The organism is Lentzea sp. NPDC051213 (assembly GCF_044455585.1).
In the GTDB taxonomy this organism is placed as follows: domain Bacteria; phylum Actinomycetota; class Actinomycetes; order Mycobacteriales; family Pseudonocardiaceae; genus Lentzea.
This window is the reverse complement of record NZ_JBITEX010000008.1, coordinates 75,644-91,664: the sequence shown is the minus strand read 5'-3', so window position 1 is coordinate 91,664 and position 16,021 is coordinate 75,644. Positions and strand designations below refer to the sequence as shown.

Below are 16,021 nucleotides of genomic sequence, written 5' to 3'. Positions count from 1 at the left end.
TGGGAGAAGGGTACTGCCCACAGCGGAACCCTAGGTCGACTCGAACTGCCGCTGCAATGTGGTCCCCCGGAGGCACCAACGCGAAACACGGGTAGTTACCCCCTAGGGCTCCCGGCGTGGCGTCCCCAACCTTGAGGCTGGGAGACGCCTGCGGGAGGGACGGATCATGACCGGTGACAGCTCGGATCTCGACGTGGACGTCCGGGAGCAGAACGGCGTGGTCGTCGTCCGCTTCACCGGTCGCCTCGACTGGTCGACGTACATGCGGGTGCAGGACGTGCTGCTCGACTGCGTGACGAAAGAACTCGTCGGCGTGGTGGTGGAGCTCGACGACCTGATCGCCGAGTCGCCGGCCCTGCTCGTGGTGTTCGACGTCGTGTGGCTGTCCGCGGCGCGCTGGCCCGGCATCTCGCTGAGCCTCGTCGTCAGTGATCACCGGCTGCGTTCCACGCTCGAGTCCCGCGGTCTCCCCCGGCACATCCCGATGCACACGACGACGCAGGCCGCGCTCACCGCCGTGGTGCGGCTACGGCACGAGGACCGGGTGGATGCCGCACTGCCGACGTGCCGGTGCCTGCCGCACGTCGCCGAACGGATCACCGAACGCGCGTGCGAACGGTGGGGCGTCCAGTCGTTGCTCGACGTCGCGCCACAGGTGGCCGTCGAACTGGTGTCGCACATCGAGGATGAGAGCCCTCTCGCGCTGCTGCTCCGCATGCGCGGGGACAAGATGTCCGTCGCCGTGCGAACCACCACACGCCTCGACCTCAAGCAGTGGCACGTCATGCGGCGCGACGTCGCGTCCATCGCCGTCTGCAACTTCACCATGGGCGAGACGCCGGCCGGCGGCGGGCGGCACATCATCTGGGCGTTGCTCGACGTGCCGGAGGACAGCCAGCGGCCCCCGAGCTATCTCGCGGAGGCCGCCGTCTTCACCCACCAGGCTTAACGCTTCCGGGTCGTTCTACTGCGCGTGCATCGCGGCGATGCTGGTGTGGCAGGCCCGGACGAGCTGACGGTTCGCCGCCGTGTCTGGGGTTCGAGTGCCGCAGCGCGGGCAGTGAAGGCTCGCGGTCGTCTCGTTGACGAACACCTCGAGCGGGCTGCGGCACGGGCGGCACCAGCGGTGGCCCGTGACGGGGATGACGTGGTCCGGCGAGGTGACGCACTGGTGCAACCAGCAACGATGCAGGCCGCAGGTGACGCGGGCGTGCGGATCGAGACCGAGTTCCTCCGCCAGGTCCTCGGCACCCAGGACCGCGCTCAAGGTCGAGTCCTCCGCCTCGAAGGACGTCACCAGCCTCAAGTGGGCACGTCGCCTCATGCCAACAACCTTGCTCTGTCGGCGGAACCAGGTATACCCGCATTACTACCTGTTTAATCGCGGATTGCGCCGAATTCCATTCGGCATAGAACCCTCTTCTCACCCGCTCGTGCGCACCCTACGCTCGGCCTCACACGGCGGCGCAGAGGTAACCACATGGCTGATCCTGCGTACTTTCCACCCCCGCACTCCGCCCGCATCGGCACCAGCGATGTGGAACAGCTGGAGTCGCAGACGCATTCGCTCAGGTCGGTGGACTACCAGTACGGCGGAGGGGCGTGCCGGGACGCCGTGGTAGTGCGGATCTACTGGGCGCAGCAGCTGCTCGCCGCCGAGGCTTCGGAGGCCGTGCGTGCCCGTCTGCTGTCGGCAGTGGCGGACCTGCACAACCTGGCCGGGTGGACGTCGTTCGACAGCGGCCAGGTCGGGGCGGCGTACCACCACTTCGACCGTGCGCTGGATTTCGCGCGCCACGACGAGGATCTGACGAGCAACATCGTGTACCGGCGTGGTCGCGTGCACCTGCATCACGGCGCACCGGGCGATGCGCTGGCGTACTTCCAGAGGGGCGCCTTCGCGCCGTTGGCGTCGAGCATCATGTACTCGAACGAGGCCTGGGCGTACGCGCGTCAGGCGCGTTCCGCAGAAGCGTTGCGTGCGTTGGGGAAGGCGCAGGACTCGTTCGCACGCGCCGATCACGCACACGTGCCGGACTGGGCGCGGTTCCACGACGAGACCGACCTGACCGCGATGATCGGCACCGTCTACGCCGAGCTCGGTGACACCCGGCACGCCATTCCGGCGCTGACCACGGCGATCGAGCAGTTCGGGCCGACGATGGCCAGGAGCTGGACGTTCTGCCTGATCTCGCTGGCCTCGTGCCACTTCCTGGACGGCGACGCCGACCAGGGGCAGGCCGTCGGGATGCAGGCCGTGAGCGCGGCCGAGGGGTTGCGGTCCGAGCGGGTGTGGGACCGGATCCGGCCGATGGCGCAGGCCGCGGCCGCACGGGGCGTCGCCCTGCGCTAGTGATCTTTGCAGAACCCGAACATTGGGCGGACCGTGCTCTGACTGTGGGCGCTCATCGTTCGTGGCATGAACATTTCGCGAATCGGTGGGCTCGTGATCGGGATGCTGCTGCTGGGCGCGGGGACCGCGTCGGCCCAGGAACCGATCACGATCAGCCCGGAGAAGGTGCAGAAGATCTGCTCGGAGAGGGTGCCGCGGGTCGAGTCCCGCGTGAAGGCGCTGACCGAGCGGATCAACGGGAACCCCGAGGTGCTCGGGTCCAAGAAGTGGCTGGAGCAGCGCGCTTCGGATGCTCGTTCAGCGGGCAACACGGCCCGCGCGGACGTGCTCGACGCACGCGTGAAGCTGCGGGACGCGCAGCTCGTGAAGCTCACCAAGGCCGCCGAACGGGTCACGAAGTTCAAGTCCGAGCACTGCGGGTCCAAGTGAGGTGGCTTGCCGTGGTCGTCCTGGCGGTCTCGCTGACGGCGTGCCGGGGTGAGGCTCCGGTGTCGGACCTCGATGATGTGGAATCAACGCTGAACAGCATCGAGTCCGACATCAACCAGCCGGGGTGAACGCGTGGAACGTGGCCTGGTCCTCGTCGTGGAGGACGAGCCGGCGATCGCCGAGCTCGTCGCGCTGTACCTGCGGCGCGACGGGTTCGGCGTGCACCTCGAGTCCTCCGGGGACGCCGCGCTGGCCGCGGTCCGCACCCTCTCCCCGGTCGCCGTGGTCCTCGACGTCGGCCTGCCCGGCATGAACGGCATCGAGGTCTGCCGCGCGCTGCGAGCGGCGGGCGACTGGACCCCGGTGCTGTTCGTGACGGCCCGCGACGACGAGGTGGACCGCCTGCTGGGCCTGGAACTGGGCGCCGACGACTACATCACCAAGCCGTTCAGCCCCCGCGAACTGGCGTTGCGCGTCCGCACGGTGCTGCGGCGTTCTTCGGTCGTGTCCGAGGTACTGCAGCTGGGTTCCGTACGGCTGGACGTGGGCGAACGGCGCGCGTTCGCCGGCGCGGACGAGGTGTCGTTGACCTCGACCGAGTTCGGGCTGCTGGCCTACCTGATGAAGCACCCGCGCCAGGTGTTCTCGCGCGAACAACTGCTGAGCGCCGTGTGGGGCTACTCGTCGATGGCCGGCACCCGGACCGTCGACGTGCACATCGCCCAGCTACGCGCGAAGTTCGGCGAGTTGAGTCCAATCCGGACAGTGCGCGGCGTGGGCTACTCGGCGGACGCGTCATGAACCTCGCCACCCGGATAGCCTTGCTGTGCCTGGGAGTCGCGTTCGTCGCCGTGCTGGTCGCGGGCGTCGTGTCGATCCGCCTGGTCCTCTCCACGTCACAACAGGTGAGCCGCGAGATCCTGCGCGACCAGGCCGACGTCGTGGCGGGCCAGATCTCCAACAACCGCATCGAGCAGGTCCTGGAAGGCCAGGGCATCGCCATCGTGCGGATCTCCGGTGCCGGCGAGGTGTCGGGCGCGGACCGGGCAGCAGTCCGTGCGGCCAAGGATGCGGGCGCCGCTCGCGTCGTGTCCGGCGCGCCGATCTCCGGCGTGAGCGGCCGCCTGAACGTCGAGGCTCGCCCATCGAACAACGGCGGTTTCGCCCTGGTGCAAGAGACTTCGTACACCGGCACCTACCGCAAGCTGGTCCGCAACATCCTCTTCGCCCTGGCCATCGGCCTGGTCGTGGCCTGCCTGGCGGGCCTGGCCCTGGGCTCGTTCCTGACCCGCCCCCTGCGCCGAGTGGCAGGCGTGGCCCACGCCATGAGCACGGGCCGCCGCGACCTCCGCGTGCCGGTGGTCGGCCCGGTCGAACTGGCCGAGGTGGCCTCGTCCGTGAACGAACTGGCCGATGCCTTGCAGCGCAGCGAATCCCGCCAACGCGACTTCCTGCTCTCCGTCTCCCACGAACTCCGCACACCGCTGACCGCCGTGACGGGCTTCGCCGAATCCCTGGCCGACGGCGTGGTGTCGGGTGAGCAGGTGGCCCCGGTCGGCACCGTGATCCTCTCCGAGGCGCACCGCCTGGACCGTCTGGTGTCCGACCTGCTGGACCTGGCCCGCCTGGGCGCCGACGACTTCCGCCTGGACATGGCCGTTGTTTCGTTGGAACCCGTCGTCCGCTCAGCCGCCGAGGTCTGGCACGCCCGCTGCCACGCGCGCGGGGTGTCGTTCTCGTTGGAGGTGTCGGCCTCTCCCGTGGTGCACGCCGATGCCCGCCGCCTGCGCCAGGTGATCGACGGGCTTCTGGAGAACGCGCTGCGCGTGACTCCGGCCGGGCGGCCGGTGGTGCTGGCCTTGTCCTCTGTGCTGGAGGTGCGGGACGGGGGGCCGGGGCTGGCGCCAGAGGACTACGCGGTGGCGTTCGACCGCGGGGTGCTGCATGCGCGGTATCAGGAGAGCCGGCCGGTCGGGACCGGGGTGGGGCTTGCGTTGGTGCACGGGCTGGTTACTCGGATGGGTGGGACGATCACGGCTGGGCCGGCGGCTGAGGGTGGGGCGGCCTTCACCGTGACGTTGCGGCCTACTTCGCCTGCGGCAGCTTGACCTTCTTCTTCGACCCAGGCGACGACGGCGGCGGCACCACCGGCCCGATGTCCCCGTCCGGCGCCTCGTCCAGGTCCACGATCACCGGCGCATGATCGCTCGGCCCGGTGCCCTTGCGCGCGTGCCGGTCGATCCACGCCGCCTGCACCCGCGGCGCCACCGAGGTGGACGCGAGGATCAGGTCGATGCGCATGCCCAGGTCCTTGTGGAACATGCCCGCGCGGTAGTCCCAGTAGCTGAAGATCCGCTCCGTCGGCCACCGGTCCCGCACGACGTCGTGGAACCCCAGCCCCTCGATGGCCTGCAGGGCGGCGCGTTCCGGTTCGGTGACGTGGGTCTGGCCGATGTACGCCTCCGGGTCGAACACGTCGGCGTCGGCGGGGGCGATGTTGATGTCGCCGCACACCAGGGCGTCGGCGGGCCCGGCATCGAGCACGTCGCGCAGGGCGGCGAGCCATTCGAGCTTGTACTTGTAGTGGTCCGACTCGGGCTCACGGCCGTTCGGCACGTACAGCGAGTGCACGCGCACGCCGCCGCACGTGGCAGCCACGGCGCGGGCCTCGATGTGCGGAAAGCCCGGTGCGCCGGCTACACCGACCGCCACGTCCTCGAGGCCCACGCGGGACAGCAGGGCCACGCCGTTCCACTGCGTCTCGCCGAACAGCGCCACCTCGTAGCCGCGGTCCGCCAGCTCGGCGCCGAGCAGGGCCTTGAAGGCGTCGTCGGCCAGCTTGGTCTCCTGCAGGCACACGACGTCGGGCCGCCGCTGATCGAGCCACGGCAGCAGGCGGGGCACGCGCTGCTTGACGGAGTTCACGTTCCAGGTCGCCACTCGCACGCGTTCCACGGTAGTCATGGCGGCTAGAGCGCGCATCGAGCAGGTTCGGTCAGGCGGCGGGCGGCCATCCAGGCGACCAGCGGCAACACCACGAGGGACAGCAACGCCCACTGCAACGTGGTCGCCGAGGCGATCGCGCCGATCGCGGGCGCGGCGAGGCCGCCGACGCTGACGGCCAACCCCAGCGTGACGCCGCTGGCGGTGCCGAGCCGGTTCGGCAGGTAGTCCTGGCCGAGCGTGGTGTGCAGGGAGAACGGGACGTAGAGAGCCAGCGCTGCCACCACCACCGGCAGGTACACGGCTGGTCCTGGCACGAGAGCGATGCCGACGACGGCGGGCACCGCAACGGCGTACGACACGCGCACCACCCGGACGCGGCCCCAACGTCCAGCGAGTACACCGCCGAGCAACGTGCCCGCGGCGCCGACGCCGAACAGCACGACCAGTGCGACCTCTCCGGCGACGAAGCCACCGACTCGGTGCGCCACCCAGAGGGCGAGGAACGTGCCGAGGCCGAACGTCACCATCGAGCGGGCGACGACAACGACGGTCAGACGGCCGAACTGGCGCCAGTCGTCGCGGGCTGCCCGCACCACGACGTCGGCGTCGGCGCCGCGTATGCCGCGCATCGCCCTCCAGGTCAGCAAGCCACCCACGAGAGCGGGGATCATCAGCAACGGGCTCGCGCCGAGCCCGCCGAACAGCAGCACCGGGGTGACGATCACCGGTCCGAGCGCGAACCCGACGTTGCCGCCGAGCGCGAACCAGCTCATGCCGAGGTGGCCATCGCGGGACACGCGGCGGGCAAGCCTCGCCGCCTCCGGGTGGTACGCGGCGACCCCGAGTCCGGACAACGCGATCGCGAGCCAGGTGAAGAGGTACGAGTCGCCGAGGCCGCACAACCCGATGCCCACACCGGCGACCGTCATGCCGGCCGGCACCAGCCAGGGCATGGCACGGCGATCGGTCAGCACCCCGAACAACGGTTGCAGGACAGAGGACAGCAGCGTCGCGGCGACCGTGATGCCGGCCGCCGCGAGGTAGCTGTAGGAACGTTCGGCGACGAGGAACGGGAGAACGGCCGGGACGGCACCCTGGTAGAGGTCGTCCACCGAGTGGCCGGCGACCAGGACCGCCATGCGCCAGCGAGAGGTCTTCACGAACCTGATCGTCGCGCCGCCCGCACCGGTCGCGATTCCGATATTCTGCCGATGTATGTCGAATTCTCGCCATCTGCCGGCGGCCCCGACCACGAGCCGCGAACTGGCGGCCGCCACGGGTATCACCGCGCACTGGCACGACGAGAACCAGATCGTCTACGCCAACCGCGGCGTCGTGGCCGTGCACACCGAGACGTCGAGATGGATCGCTCCCGCCCATCGGGCCCTGTGGATCCCCGCCGGCACCGTGCACTCGCACCGCGCGTACGGCGTCACCCGGCTGCACCTCCTCGGACTCACCCAGAACCCGCTGAAACTCCACGAGCCGATCGCGCTCGCGGTCTCCCCTCTGCTGCGGGAACTGCTGATCGCCTACACCGAACTCGGCGAAAGCCGGGAATCCCCTGCGGGCAAACGAATGCGCTCAGTGCTGCTAGACCAGCTGGCCACCGCGACGGAACGGCCGGTGCGCGTGCCGGCCGCCCGCGACCCGCGACTCGCGGCGGTCTGCGCGGTGCTCGAGACCGACCCCTCGGACACACGCGGTCTCGACGCACTCGGCCGCGAGGCGGGAGCGAGCGGCCGGACGCTCACCCGGCTGTTCCGCGAGGACATGGGCATGACCTTCCCCCAGTGGCGCACGCAGCTGCGGCTGTATCACGCATTGCGTCTGCTCGCGGAAGGACAACCGGTCACCGCGGTGGCCCAGCACTGCGGGTTCGCGACCGCGAGCGCGTTCATCGACGTCTTCCGGCGCTCGCTCGGGCACACCCCGGGTTCGTACCTCTAGAACACGGAGAAGACCTCCTCCGCCCGGTCCCGCTCGGTGAACATCCGCCAGGCGGTCTCGGCGAGGAGATCCGGGTCGAGCGTGTGCTCGGCCAGGTTGCCGAACTTCTCCGGCTCACTCGCGACCAACCGGTGGATGTCACCGCGTTCGATCACACCGCCAACGATGAGCGACCCGGCGTACGCACCTTTGTCGGCAAGCGCCGCGTTGAGGGTCAACGCGTAGTTGCGCAACGCGGCCGAGGACACCGCGAATGCACCGAGCCCCGGCATCGGCCGCACCGCGCTGAGCCCACCGGCGAACAGCAGGCCGCCCTTGCGTTCGACCACGGACGGCAGCACGTGCGAGACCACGTCGACGGCCGGGTAGATCCAGTCCATCGCGGCCCGCACCTCGTCGGAGTTCATCGACGTGATCTCGCCGGGCAGGTTGTCCAGATCGGCCGAACCCGGCCCGTAGTACACGACGTCCACCGGACCGATCGAGTCCAATGTGGACAACAACCGGTCGCGATCCCGCACGTCGACGGCGAACGCGCGCGCCTTCACACCCGCGTCCGCGAGCGCCGACACGTAGCCGGCGTGCCGATCACTGCTGCGCGAGATCAGCACGACGTCGTAGCCCTCGCGACCGAACCGGTGCGCGATGGACATGCCAAGCCCGGGACCGACGCCAAGCACAACCACGGTGGGAGACATGGGTTTCGTCCTTCCGAACGCTAATTCGAGGCAACCCTCGACTTACCCGCTCGACGCTAGCACAGAATTCGAGGGCACCCTCGACTTAGCCGCTGAGTAGGATCCGGCGCATGGTCACCGCGTCGAGGCCCCTGCGTGCGGACGCGGCACGCAACCGGGAGAAACTGCTGGCAGCGGCCGCGGAACTGTTCGCCGAACGCGGCCTCGACGTGCCGCTGGAACACATCGCGCGCCGGGCCGAGGTCAGCATCGGCACGCTCTACGCGCACTTCCCGACCCGCGAGGACTTCGTCGCGGCGATCTTCCCCGAGCGCCTGGCCGCGCTGGACGTCATCGGCGAGAAGGCACTCGCGGACCCGGACCCGTGGCACGCGTTCGCCGGCTACCTCGAGGACATCTTCGCCCTGCAGGCCCAGGACCGCGGGCTCAACGACATCCTCGCTCGGGACCTGCCGGACGCGCCGGAAGTGGTGTCGGCCTGCCATCGGGGTGCCGGTCATGCCGAGGTCCTGATCGCGCGCGCACTCGAGAGTGGTGTTCTGCGCGGCGACTACACGCTGGCCGACGTGGCGACGCTGACCAGGGCGATGGCCCAGGTGATCCGCGATTCGCCCGACGAGTGGCGTCGATTCCTGTCCATCTACGTGGCAGGCCTGCGCGCGCCCTGACACCCCTTGTTGGCGTGGTAGCTCGTTCGAGCGAACAGCACTGCGGCATCCAACGTGCCGTCCTAGCGTCCTCAGGGGACACGCTGGGAGGAGCCGGGATGAGGATCGGAACTGTCGCGGTGTGCACCGTGCTCGGGCTGGCAACCACGTCGGTCGCGCACGCCGATCCGCCACCAGCGGACCAGGTCTTCATCCAATCCGTCACCTACGCGGGCAGCGGTTGCCCCGCAGGTTCGGTTGCCGCTGCCTTGCAGGACGACCGGACGTCCATGCGAATGGCATTCGACAAGTTCGTTGCGAGCGTCGGGCCGGACGTACAGTTCTCCGAGAGCCGCAAGAACTGCAACGTGGTCGTCAAGCTACGAATGCCCCAGGGCTGGCACGTCGCCGTGCCGATGATCGACTACGAGGGCTACATCGACCTCCAGCAGAAGGTCACCGCGCGGATCAGAACCGCGGTCTACACACCGCGCACCGCGGACCGGACGACCACCTTCGGATCGGACTGGACCGGCCCGATCGTGAGCAGTTTCAGTGTCAGGGACACCGTCTCGGCCGAAGGCGTGGTGTTCTCCGCCAATCCGGGTGACACCGTTCTGCTTCACGTGAACACCCAGATGCACGTTGACAACGCCGCGAACAAGAACGGCAGCGGCTTGCTCACCGTCGACGAGATCGACCACAAGACCAAGCTCGTACTGGGGCTGCAGTGGCGGCACGACTAGAACCGTCCGGGCAGGTCAAGCTGGTGGGGAAGGTGGGGCTCGAACCCACGACCTGACGGATTATGAGTCCGCTGCTCTGACCAACTGAGCTACTTCCCCCGCGCAACGGCGGCCCTCAGAACCGGCTCACGCTGCGTGTTGGAGGATACCGATCACGCCGAACGGCCCTTGCGCACCCCCGTGGCGAACGACACATAGGCTGCACCCGTGCGTTTGATTCTCCGCGACTTCACCCCGGCGGACGAGCCCGAGGTGCTGCGGCTGTTCGCCGACTGCGACGACTGGTTCCAGGCTGCCACGGGGCATCCGTCCGGGCCCGGTGACGTGCAGAGCCTCTTCTACGCGCTGCCCGAGGGCACGGTGTTCGAGCAGAAGCACCTGCTGGTCGCCCAGGCCCAGGGCATGATCGGGTTCGTGGACCTGGTGCTCGACCACCCCGCGCGGCACCACGCCAGCGTCGGCTTCTTCCTGGTGCCGAAGGATCTTCGCCGGTGGGGCATCGGCCGCGAGATGGTGAAGGCACTCGCCGAACGCTTCCCCGCCGTCACGCACGTCCACGTGCGGCTCGACGACTTCAAGCCCGGCAACGAGTTCCTCAAGGCGATGGGCTTCACGCTCAACGGTCAGGTCGCCGTGCTGGAGATCGCGCCCAGGTCCGACGGACGGTAACCGTCCGGGTAGCCCGGATAGGTGCGGTTGCGCGCGCGGGTCAGCTTCAACTCGCGCCGCACGGGCATCCGGCGCACCACTGCGGCCCGAAGTCGCAACGTCAGCCGGGCCAGCGCGCTGACCCACGCCGCGGGCGCGACGAACCCGAACGCGCGCACCATCTCCGGGTCCAGCAGCGCGACCACGGCCCGTGAGACGACCGGCGCCAGCACGGCCGGGTACCACGAGCAGAACAGGTCGAGCGTGTACTGGCCGATGCGGTGGTTCGACGGCGCGAACACGAAGTGCTGCTGCTCGTAGGTCTCTTTGAACGCACGGAACTCAGCGAAGTCCGCCGGGATGTCCCGGATCCCCATCCTGGTGCCGACCGCGCGGTAGAAGTGGAACGCGGCCAGCTGCTCGTTGCTCGACAGCGTCCGCCAGCCGTAGCGCCGCAGCCAGTCGATGGGCTCGTAGATGAACGTCGACAGCACGTAGAGCATGTCGTCGTTCGAGATGTCGTAGCGGCCGTGCTGCCGGTTGACGACACGCAGGGACTCGCGGCCGCGCGGGGAGTCGTAGCCGTGCTCCACGAGCTCGGCCATCAGGACGGCGGTGTCGTCGTAGCGCTTCTGCGGCCGGCGTTCGAACTCGCTGGTGCGCTCCAGCAAGGCGGAGATCGTCGGGACGCAGTACGTGCGGAAGAGCGCCAGTTCCAGCGACTTCTGGTAGTCCCACGGGAACTCCAGGCCTGCGGAGATCCGCATGATCTCCTCGTGGTCGGCGGCCGGGTCCAGCGAGGCGATGCGGCGGAGGTTCGCGAAGCGGGCCATCCACTCAACGTGACCCAAGGCCGGGCAAAGCAAAAGACCCCAGTCGGTGGACTAGGGCGATGGAGCCCAGGAGCTAGCCCCCAAGAGGTGGGCGCGAGGCCCTGCAAAGCAAAAGACCCCAGTCAGGCGACTAGGGTCTAGGAAGAAGCTCCCCCAACTGGACTCGAACCAGTAACCCTGCGATTAACAGTCGCATGCTCTGCCAATTGAGCTATGGGGGAATGTTCACTTATGTCCGTCAGGCTTGGTTCCTCCTGACAGTGGGTAACTCTACATCACGTTCAAAACGGGTTCTGCAACCACCCCCCGTTTTAGGGCAAGATGGCTTCTGACCAGCCACGATGTGAGAGGAGACCCCGCATGAAGGGCATCTTGGTCGGCATGGCGGTCGGCTACGTCCTCGGTGCGAAGGCCGGACGGGAGCGCTACGACCAGATCGTGCGCACCTGGCACCGGATCGCCGAGAACCCGACGGTGCGCAAAGCCGCAGGTACGGCCAAGGACAAGGCGTTCGAGGCGGCTCACACCGCCAAGGACGTCGTCGCGGAGAAGTCCCACGTCCTCGCGGAGAAGGCCCCCTGGAAGCACCACGACCTCAACAACGACCTCAACGAACACCCCGTCCCGCCGCGGGCGTGACGACCTTCACACCCGCGCCACGGCGAAGATCCGCCTGAAGGGGAACCACGTCGTGCCGTCGGCCCGCTGCGGGTAGGCCTCGCGCAGTCGCGGTGCCAGCTCCGCGACGTACGCGTCCCAGTCCGATGAGGACAGTGCCGCCCGCAGCGGCCGCAGCGCCGTGCCGTGCACCCACTCCAGCACGGGGTCCGGCCCTGAGAGCCGCTGCACGTAGGTGGTCTCCCACACGTCCACAGTGGAGCAGTCCGCCAGCAGTTCGGCGTATTCCACGGGGTCCAGCACGGGCTTCTCCGCGCGGAAGACGTGCGCCAGCGCCGGGCCGGCCACCTCGCGGATCAACCGGTGCGAGGGGTCGGCGTAGTTGCCGGGCACCTGGAACGCTAGCCACGCGCCGGGCGGCAGCGCGGCGGCCCACTTCTCCACGATCGAGGGATGCGACGGCACCCATTGCAGCACCGCGTTGGACACCACGACATCGGTGTCCGGCAACGGTTCCCAGGTCGTCACGTCGTCCACCCGCGCGTCCACGCCGGCGGCACGGGCCGCTTCGACCATCTCCGGTGACGAGTCGAACGCCTCGACCACCGCGGCCGGCCAGCGTGAGGACAGCGACGCGGTCAGGTTTCCGGGGCCGCAGCCCACGTCGACCACGCGGCGCGGGGACTCTGCCCCCACGCGCGCCACGAGCTCGTAGAACGGCCTCGCCCGGTGGTCGGCGAAGGCCAAGTACTGCGCCGGATCCCACATGCGACTAACAGTACACGCGTACTGTTAGCGCGTCAGCCCCTCGGCGAACCTCGTCACGGCGGCCTGCACGGCCTGCAGTTCCACGCCCGCGTCACCGCGCGCCTGCCACACCACACCGTCACGGCCGGGGATCTTGCGCTGCAGAATCCACACTCCGGGTGACTCGACGCGCTCCCGGTGCCGGATCGACCCCTCGACCCGCTGGCTGATCGCCCGCAGCACCCGATCGGGCTGCTCCAGCGCGAACCGTTCGGGCGGCAGGTCTTCCAGCAGCACGACGGGGCCTTCGACCAGGGCTTCGCGCGCTTCGACCACGCGCAGCGCGCCCTCCCACTTCACCTTGCTGATCAGGTGCCAGCCGATCCGCCGCGGGCCCGGCACCCACAGTCCGAGCGACGTCACCACGATGTGGCCACCGCTCTGCACCGCGGCGGACGCGATCACGGTCTCGTCGGGCTCCAGCGTCCCGGTGAACCCGTCCGGCGCACCTGAGCCGAACAGCCTGCGAAACAGCCCCACTACAGCACTCCAGCGCTCTGCTGCAGGAGCGCCTTGCGGTACTCCTCCAGCGCCACCAGGTCACCCCACAGCGCCCGGTACTCGTCGGCGTCCTTGATCGGGGACAGCCGTCGCAGGCGCGACTTCACGTCCTCGATCTGCTTGCCGACCTGCACCTCCTGCAGGCGCGCGATCACCATCGACACGTAGCGGAACTCGTCGTCCTGCTTGACGGTCAACGGTTCCACGGCGAGCTCGGTCAGCACGGACCGCACCGACGCGTGCGAGCACGCCTGGCTGATCGCGTCCAGGTACGCCGTGCCCCCGAGCCCGGAGGAAGCGCCGCCGGCGTCGCGGATCGCCCGGTGCAGCGCCACGTACGCGGGGTCCGTGAACGCCTCGTCGGGCAGCGAGTCGTACAGCGGGCCCGCGTACTCGGGCAGCCGCAGCGCGACCTTGAGCACCTCGCGTTCGGGCACCAGCCGCGGGTCGCGCGGGTTCGGCCTCGCCGGGCCGTCGACCTCGACGCCCAACGCCATCTGGTTCGGGTCGACCCGCTGAGCAGCGACGACAGGCGTCTTGCCGCCGGAGACCTGACGCACCCGGCGCACGACCATGGCCTCGTCGTCCCAGCCGACCCACCAGGCGAGGCGCGTCGCGTAGCCGTCGCGCTTGGCGCGGTCCTTGATCTGCGCGACGAACGGCACCATCTTCTTCAGCGCCTCGACGCGACCGTCCACGGAGTCGAGGTCGTACGCCTTGAGCTGCGCCTTGATGGCGAACTCGATCAACGGCGTGCGCCGCGCCACCAGGTCGCGCACCGCAACGTCGCCCTTGGCCTGCCGGAGCTCGCACGGGTCCATGCCGTCCGGCGCGACCGCGATGTAGGTCTGCGCGGAGAACTGCTGCTCACCGTCGAACGCCTTCAGCGCCGCCTTCTGGCCCGCCTCGTCGCCGTCGAAGGTGAAGATGACCTCACCGTTCACGTCGTCGTCGATCAGCAGCCTGCGCAGCACGTTCATGTGGTCGATGCCGAACGCCGTGCCGCACGACGCGACCGCCGTCGGCACACCGGCCAGGTGCATCGCCATCACGTCGGTGTAGCCCTCGACGATGACGGCCTGCTTGCGCTTCGCGATCTCCCGCTTCGCCTGGTCCAGCCCGAACAGCACGTGCGACTTCTTGTAGATCATCGACTCGCTGGTGTTCAGGTACTTGGCCTGGATCGGGTCGTCGTCGAAGATCCGCCGCGCGCCGAAGCCGACGACCTCGCCGCCGATGTCCTTGATCGGCCACAGCAGCCGCCGGTGGAACCGGTCGATCGGCCCCTGCTTGCCCTCCTTGGCGAGCTGCGCCTTGATCAGCTCGGTGACCTCGAACCCGCGGCCGAGCAGGTGCTTGGTGAGCTTGTCCCAGCCACCGGGCGCGAAGCCGCAGCCGAACTGCCGTGCCGCCGCCTCGTCGAACCCGCGCTCGGCCAGGAACTCGCGTGCCTGCTGCGCGTCCGGTGAGGCGAGCTGCTCTGCGTAGTACTCGGCCGCCGCCTTGTGCGCCTCGATGAGCCTGCTGCGCGTGCCGCGATCGCGCTGGGTCGTCGCGCCGCCGCCCTCGTAGGTGAGCTGGATGCCCGCCCGGTCCGCGAGCCGCTCGACGGCCTCCACGAACGACAGGTGCTCGACCTTCATCACGAAGGCGATCACGTCGCCGCCCTCGCCGCAGCCGAAGCAGTGGAACGTGCCGTGCGACGGACGCACGTTGAACGACGGCGTCTTCTCGTCGTGGAAGGGGCACAACCCCTTCAGCGCTCCCCCGCCTGCCCGCTTCAGCGAGACCTGGTCACCGACGACCTCGTCGATGCGGCTGCGCTCACGCACCAACGCGATGTCGCTGTCCCTGATGCGTCCTGCCACGCGACCGAGTCTACGGCTTGCGGAAAACCCGGGATGGCAGACTGCGATTCGTGACCACCGCCGACGACTTCGGACTCCACCGCACGCACCTGATCGGTGTCGCCTACCGGCTGACCGGCAGCATCGCCGACGCCGAGGACGCCGTGCAGGAGGCGTGGCCCCGGTTCGCCAAGGCCGAAGGCATCAAGGACGTGCGCGGCTGGCTCACGACCGTGGTGAGCCGCATCTGCCTGGACCGCCTGCGTTCCGCCGCCGTGCGCCGCGAGACGTACGTGGGCTCGTGGCTGCCGGAGCCGTTGATCACGACCGGTGAGGACGACGACCCGCTGGCGAGCGTGGTGCGGTCCGACGGCGTGCGGATGGCGGCGCTGGTGGTGCTCGACAAGCTGACGCCGGACCAGCGTGTGGCGTTCGTGCTGCACGACGCGTTCTCCCTGCCTTTCGGCGAGATCGCGGACGTGCTGGGCGTCTCGGAGGCGGCGGCACGGCAGCACGCCTCGCGCGCCCGCAAGACCGTGACCGGCGCGGCCCCACCGCCCCGCGCGGCGCTGGACGAGCAGCGCGAGGTGCTGGAGAAGTTCCTCACCGCCATGTCGAGCGGCGACATCGAGGCCGTGCTCGGCCTGCTGCACCCGGACGCGGTGATGATCGGCGACGGCGGCGGCAAGGTGCGCACCGCGGTCCACACGGTCTCCGGCCCGGAGAAGGTCGCCCGGTTCTTCTTCGGCCTCATCCGCAAGTACGGCTACCCGGAGCACCGGCCGGTGTTCGTCAACGGCGAGCTCGGCATGGTCATGGCGGCACAGGGCGAGGTGGCGGCGCGCATCACCACGTTCACCGTGCACGAGGGCAAGGTCCTGGCCATCTACGACATCGCGAACCCGGACAAGCTGACCCACGTGGAGTTCTGACCAGCCCTTTGGTCTGGACCGCAACTGGTTCCGGGAGTCGTTTCGCCGCTAACGTTCGTGCCGTTG

General features: G+C 69.1%; 19 protein-coding genes and 2 tRNA genes. 11 read left to right on the top strand and 10 right to left on the bottom strand.

Going from position 1 to position 16,021, the window contains the following annotated elements; translation table 11 throughout:
* Nucleotides 1–166 precede the first annotated feature (166 nt).
* Nucleotides 167–949, top strand: coding sequence for a hypothetical protein (locus tag ACIA8G_RS32255; RefSeq protein ID WP_396422475.1), 783 nt, complete (start codon nt 167–169; stop codon nt 947–949).
* A gap of 15 nt (nt 950–964) precedes the next feature.
* Here the strand turns inward: ACIA8G_RS32255 and ACIA8G_RS32250 are convergent, their stop codons facing one another.
* Entirely contained in the window at nt 965–1,324 is a 360-nt protein-coding gene (locus ACIA8G_RS32250) for a hypothetical protein (RefSeq protein WP_396422474.1), read from the bottom strand.
* 156 nt (nt 1,325–1,480) lie between these two features.
* Between ACIA8G_RS32250 and ACIA8G_RS32245 the strand changes: the two genes are divergently transcribed.
* The 4 genes from ACIA8G_RS32245 (at nt 1,481) to ACIA8G_RS32230 (ending at nt 4,890) form a co-directional block, all read left to right on the top strand.
* Nucleotides 1,481–2,353 carry a hypothetical protein gene (locus ACIA8G_RS32245; protein ID WP_396422473.1) on the top strand — a complete coding sequence of 291 codons (873 nt, stop codon included), beginning with the start codon at nt 1,481–1,483 and terminating at the stop codon, nt 2,351–2,353.
* 66 nt (nt 2,354–2,419) lie between these two features.
* Nucleotides 2,420–2,782 carry a hypothetical protein gene (locus ACIA8G_RS32240; RefSeq protein ID WP_396422472.1) on the top strand — a complete coding sequence of 121 codons (363 nt, stop codon included), beginning with the start codon at nt 2,420–2,422 and terminating at the stop codon, nt 2,780–2,782.
* A gap of 132 nt (nt 2,783–2,914) precedes the next feature.
* Nucleotides 2,915–3,583 carry a response regulator transcription factor gene (locus ACIA8G_RS32235; protein ID WP_396422471.1) on the top strand — a complete coding sequence of 223 codons (669 nt, stop codon included), beginning with the start codon at nt 2,915–2,917 and terminating at the stop codon, nt 3,581–3,583.
* Complete coding sequence (locus tag ACIA8G_RS32230; RefSeq protein WP_396422470.1) at nt 3,580–4,890, top strand: histidine kinase dimerization/phospho-acceptor domain-containing protein; 1,311 nt, start codon at nt 3,580–3,582, stop codon at nt 4,888–4,890. The genes ACIA8G_RS32235 and ACIA8G_RS32230 overlap by 4 nt, the downstream gene beginning before the upstream one ends.
* Here the strand turns inward: ACIA8G_RS32230 and ACIA8G_RS32225 are convergent.
* Nucleotides 4,868–5,737, bottom strand: coding sequence for an exodeoxyribonuclease III (locus ACIA8G_RS32225; protein ID WP_396422469.1), 870 nt, complete (start codon nt 5,735–5,737; stop codon nt 4,868–4,870). The genes ACIA8G_RS32230 and ACIA8G_RS32225 overlap by 23 nt on opposite strands.
* A 14-nt stretch (nt 5,738–5,751) precedes the next feature.
* Nucleotides 5,752–6,867 (bottom strand): MFS transporter, encoded by a 1,116-nt coding sequence (locus tag ACIA8G_RS32220; protein ID WP_396422837.1) that lies wholly within the window; start codon nt 6,865–6,867, stop codon nt 5,752–5,754.
* A gap of 76 nt (nt 6,868–6,943) precedes the next feature.
* On the opposite strand from ACIA8G_RS32220, the gene ACIA8G_RS32215 reads away from it, so the two are divergent.
* On the top strand, nt 6,944–7,678 hold the full coding sequence (locus tag ACIA8G_RS32215) for an AraC family transcriptional regulator (RefSeq protein ID WP_396422468.1): 735 nt from the start codon (nt 6,944–6,946) through the stop codon (nt 7,676–7,678).
* On the opposite strand, the gene ACIA8G_RS32210 is transcribed toward ACIA8G_RS32215, so the two are convergent.
* Entirely contained in the window at nt 7,675–8,376 is a 702-nt protein-coding gene (locus ACIA8G_RS32210; RefSeq protein WP_396422467.1) for an SDR family NAD(P)-dependent oxidoreductase, read from the bottom strand. The genes ACIA8G_RS32215 and ACIA8G_RS32210 overlap by 4 nt on opposite strands.
* Nucleotides 8,377–8,486: 110 nt before the next feature.
* Between ACIA8G_RS32210 and ACIA8G_RS32205 the strand changes: the two genes are divergently transcribed.
* Both ACIA8G_RS32205 and ACIA8G_RS32200 read left to right on the top strand, forming a co-directional pair.
* Nucleotides 8,487–9,044 carry a TetR/AcrR family transcriptional regulator gene (locus ACIA8G_RS32205; RefSeq protein WP_396422466.1) on the top strand — a complete coding sequence of 186 codons (558 nt, stop codon included), beginning with the start codon at nt 8,487–8,489 and terminating at the stop codon, nt 9,042–9,044.
* A 98-nt stretch (nt 9,045–9,142) separates the two neighbouring features.
* Nucleotides 9,143–9,769: a DUF4360 domain-containing protein gene (locus tag ACIA8G_RS32200; RefSeq protein ID WP_396422465.1), complete on the top strand. Its 627-nt coding sequence runs from the start codon at nt 9,143–9,145 to the stop codon at nt 9,767–9,769.
* Nucleotides 9,770–9,790: 21 nt separating this feature from the next.
* On the opposite strand, the gene ACIA8G_RS32195 is transcribed toward ACIA8G_RS32200, so the two are convergent.
* Nucleotides 9,791–9,868: transfer RNA gene (locus tag ACIA8G_RS32195), tRNA-Ile, on the bottom strand.
* A gap of 108 nt (nt 9,869–9,976) precedes the next feature.
* Here ACIA8G_RS32195 and ACIA8G_RS32190 point away from each other — a divergent pair.
* On the top strand, nt 9,977–10,438 hold the full coding sequence (locus ACIA8G_RS32190) for a GNAT family N-acetyltransferase (protein WP_396422464.1): 462 nt from the start codon (nt 9,977–9,979) through the stop codon (nt 10,436–10,438).
* Here the strand turns inward: ACIA8G_RS32190 and ACIA8G_RS32185 are convergent.
* Nucleotides 10,393–11,250, bottom strand: coding sequence for an oxygenase MpaB family protein (locus ACIA8G_RS32185; RefSeq protein ID WP_396422463.1), 858 nt, complete (start codon nt 11,248–11,250; stop codon nt 10,393–10,395). The genes ACIA8G_RS32190 and ACIA8G_RS32185 overlap by 46 nt on opposite strands.
* Nucleotides 11,251–11,398: 148 nt before the next feature.
* A tRNA-Asn gene (locus ACIA8G_RS32180) sits at nt 11,399–11,471 on the bottom strand.
* Nucleotides 11,472–11,610: 139 nt separating this feature from the next.
* Between ACIA8G_RS32180 and ACIA8G_RS32175 the strand changes: the two genes are divergently transcribed.
* Nucleotides 11,611–11,889 (top strand): YtxH domain-containing protein, encoded by a 279-nt coding sequence (locus ACIA8G_RS32175; protein ID WP_396422462.1) that lies wholly within the window; start codon nt 11,611–11,613, stop codon nt 11,887–11,889.
* Between the two features lie 6 nt (nt 11,890–11,895).
* On the opposite strand, the gene ACIA8G_RS32170 is transcribed toward ACIA8G_RS32175, so the two are convergent.
* The 3 genes from ACIA8G_RS32170 to dnaG are packed head-to-tail and all read right to left on the bottom strand — an operon-like array spanning nt 11,896 to nt 15,044.
* Nucleotides 11,896–12,636: a trans-aconitate 2-methyltransferase gene (locus ACIA8G_RS32170; RefSeq protein WP_396422461.1), complete on the bottom strand. Its 741-nt coding sequence runs from the start codon at nt 12,634–12,636 to the stop codon at nt 11,896–11,898.
* A gap of 24 nt (nt 12,637–12,660) precedes the next feature.
* Nucleotides 12,661–13,155, bottom strand: coding sequence for a hypothetical protein (locus ACIA8G_RS32165; RefSeq protein WP_396422460.1), 495 nt, complete (start codon nt 13,153–13,155; stop codon nt 12,661–12,663).
* A complete protein-coding gene (gene dnaG / locus ACIA8G_RS32160; RefSeq protein WP_396422459.1) occupies nt 13,155–15,044 on the bottom strand; it encodes a DNA primase in 1,890 nt (629 codons plus the stop codon). The genes ACIA8G_RS32165 and dnaG overlap by 1 nt, the downstream gene beginning before the upstream one ends.
* Before the next feature lie 50 nt (nt 15,045–15,094).
* Here dnaG and ACIA8G_RS32155 point away from each other — a divergent pair, with 50 nt between their 5' ends.
* Complete coding sequence (locus tag ACIA8G_RS32155) at nt 15,095–15,955, top strand: sigma-70 family RNA polymerase sigma factor (protein ID WP_396422458.1); 861 nt, start codon at nt 15,095–15,097, stop codon at nt 15,953–15,955.
* Nucleotides 15,956–16,021: the final 66 nt, after the last annotated feature.

What these genes read in the sequence shown, in the direction of transcription:
- ACIA8G_RS32255 (WP_396422475.1), top strand. Translation starts at nt 167, where the DNA reads ATGACCGGTGACAGCTCGGATCTCGACGTGGACGTCCGGGAGCAGAAC.
- ACIA8G_RS32250 (WP_396422474.1), bottom strand. Translation starts at nt 1,324, where the DNA reads ATGAGGCGACGTGCCCACTTGAGGCTGGTGACGTCCTTCGAGGCGGAG.
- ACIA8G_RS32245 (WP_396422473.1), top strand. Translation starts at nt 1,481, where the DNA reads ATGGCTGATCCTGCGTACTTTCCACCCCCGCACTCCGCCCGCATCGGC.
- ACIA8G_RS32240 (WP_396422472.1), top strand. Translation starts at nt 2,420, where the DNA reads ATGAACATTTCGCGAATCGGTGGGCTCGTGATCGGGATGCTGCTGCTG.
- ACIA8G_RS32230 (WP_396422470.1), top strand. Translation starts at nt 3,580, where the DNA reads ATGAACCTCGCCACCCGGATAGCCTTGCTGTGCCTGGGAGTCGCGTTC.
- ACIA8G_RS32220 (WP_396422837.1), bottom strand. Translation starts at nt 6,867, where the DNA reads ATGGCGGTCCTGGTCGCCGGCCACTCGGTGGACGACCTCTACCAGGGT.
- ACIA8G_RS32215 (WP_396422468.1), top strand. Translation starts at nt 6,944, where the DNA reads ATGTCGAATTCTCGCCATCTGCCGGCGGCCCCGACCACGAGCCGCGAA.
- ACIA8G_RS32210 (WP_396422467.1), bottom strand. Translation starts at nt 8,376, where the DNA reads ATGTCTCCCACCGTGGTTGTGCTTGGCGTCGGTCCCGGGCTTGGCATG.
- ACIA8G_RS32205 (WP_396422466.1), top strand. Translation starts at nt 8,487, where the DNA reads ATGGTCACCGCGTCGAGGCCCCTGCGTGCGGACGCGGCACGCAACCGG.
- ACIA8G_RS32200 (WP_396422465.1), top strand. Translation starts at nt 9,143, where the DNA reads ATGAGGATCGGAACTGTCGCGGTGTGCACCGTGCTCGGGCTGGCAACC.
- ACIA8G_RS32185 (WP_396422463.1), bottom strand. Translation starts at nt 11,250, where the DNA reads ATGGCCCGCTTCGCGAACCTCCGCCGCATCGCCTCGCTGGACCCGGCC.
- ACIA8G_RS32175 (WP_396422462.1), top strand. Translation starts at nt 11,611, where the DNA reads ATGAAGGGCATCTTGGTCGGCATGGCGGTCGGCTACGTCCTCGGTGCG.
- ACIA8G_RS32170 (WP_396422461.1), bottom strand. Translation starts at nt 12,636, where the DNA reads ATGTGGGATCCGGCGCAGTACTTGGCCTTCGCCGACCACCGGGCGAGG.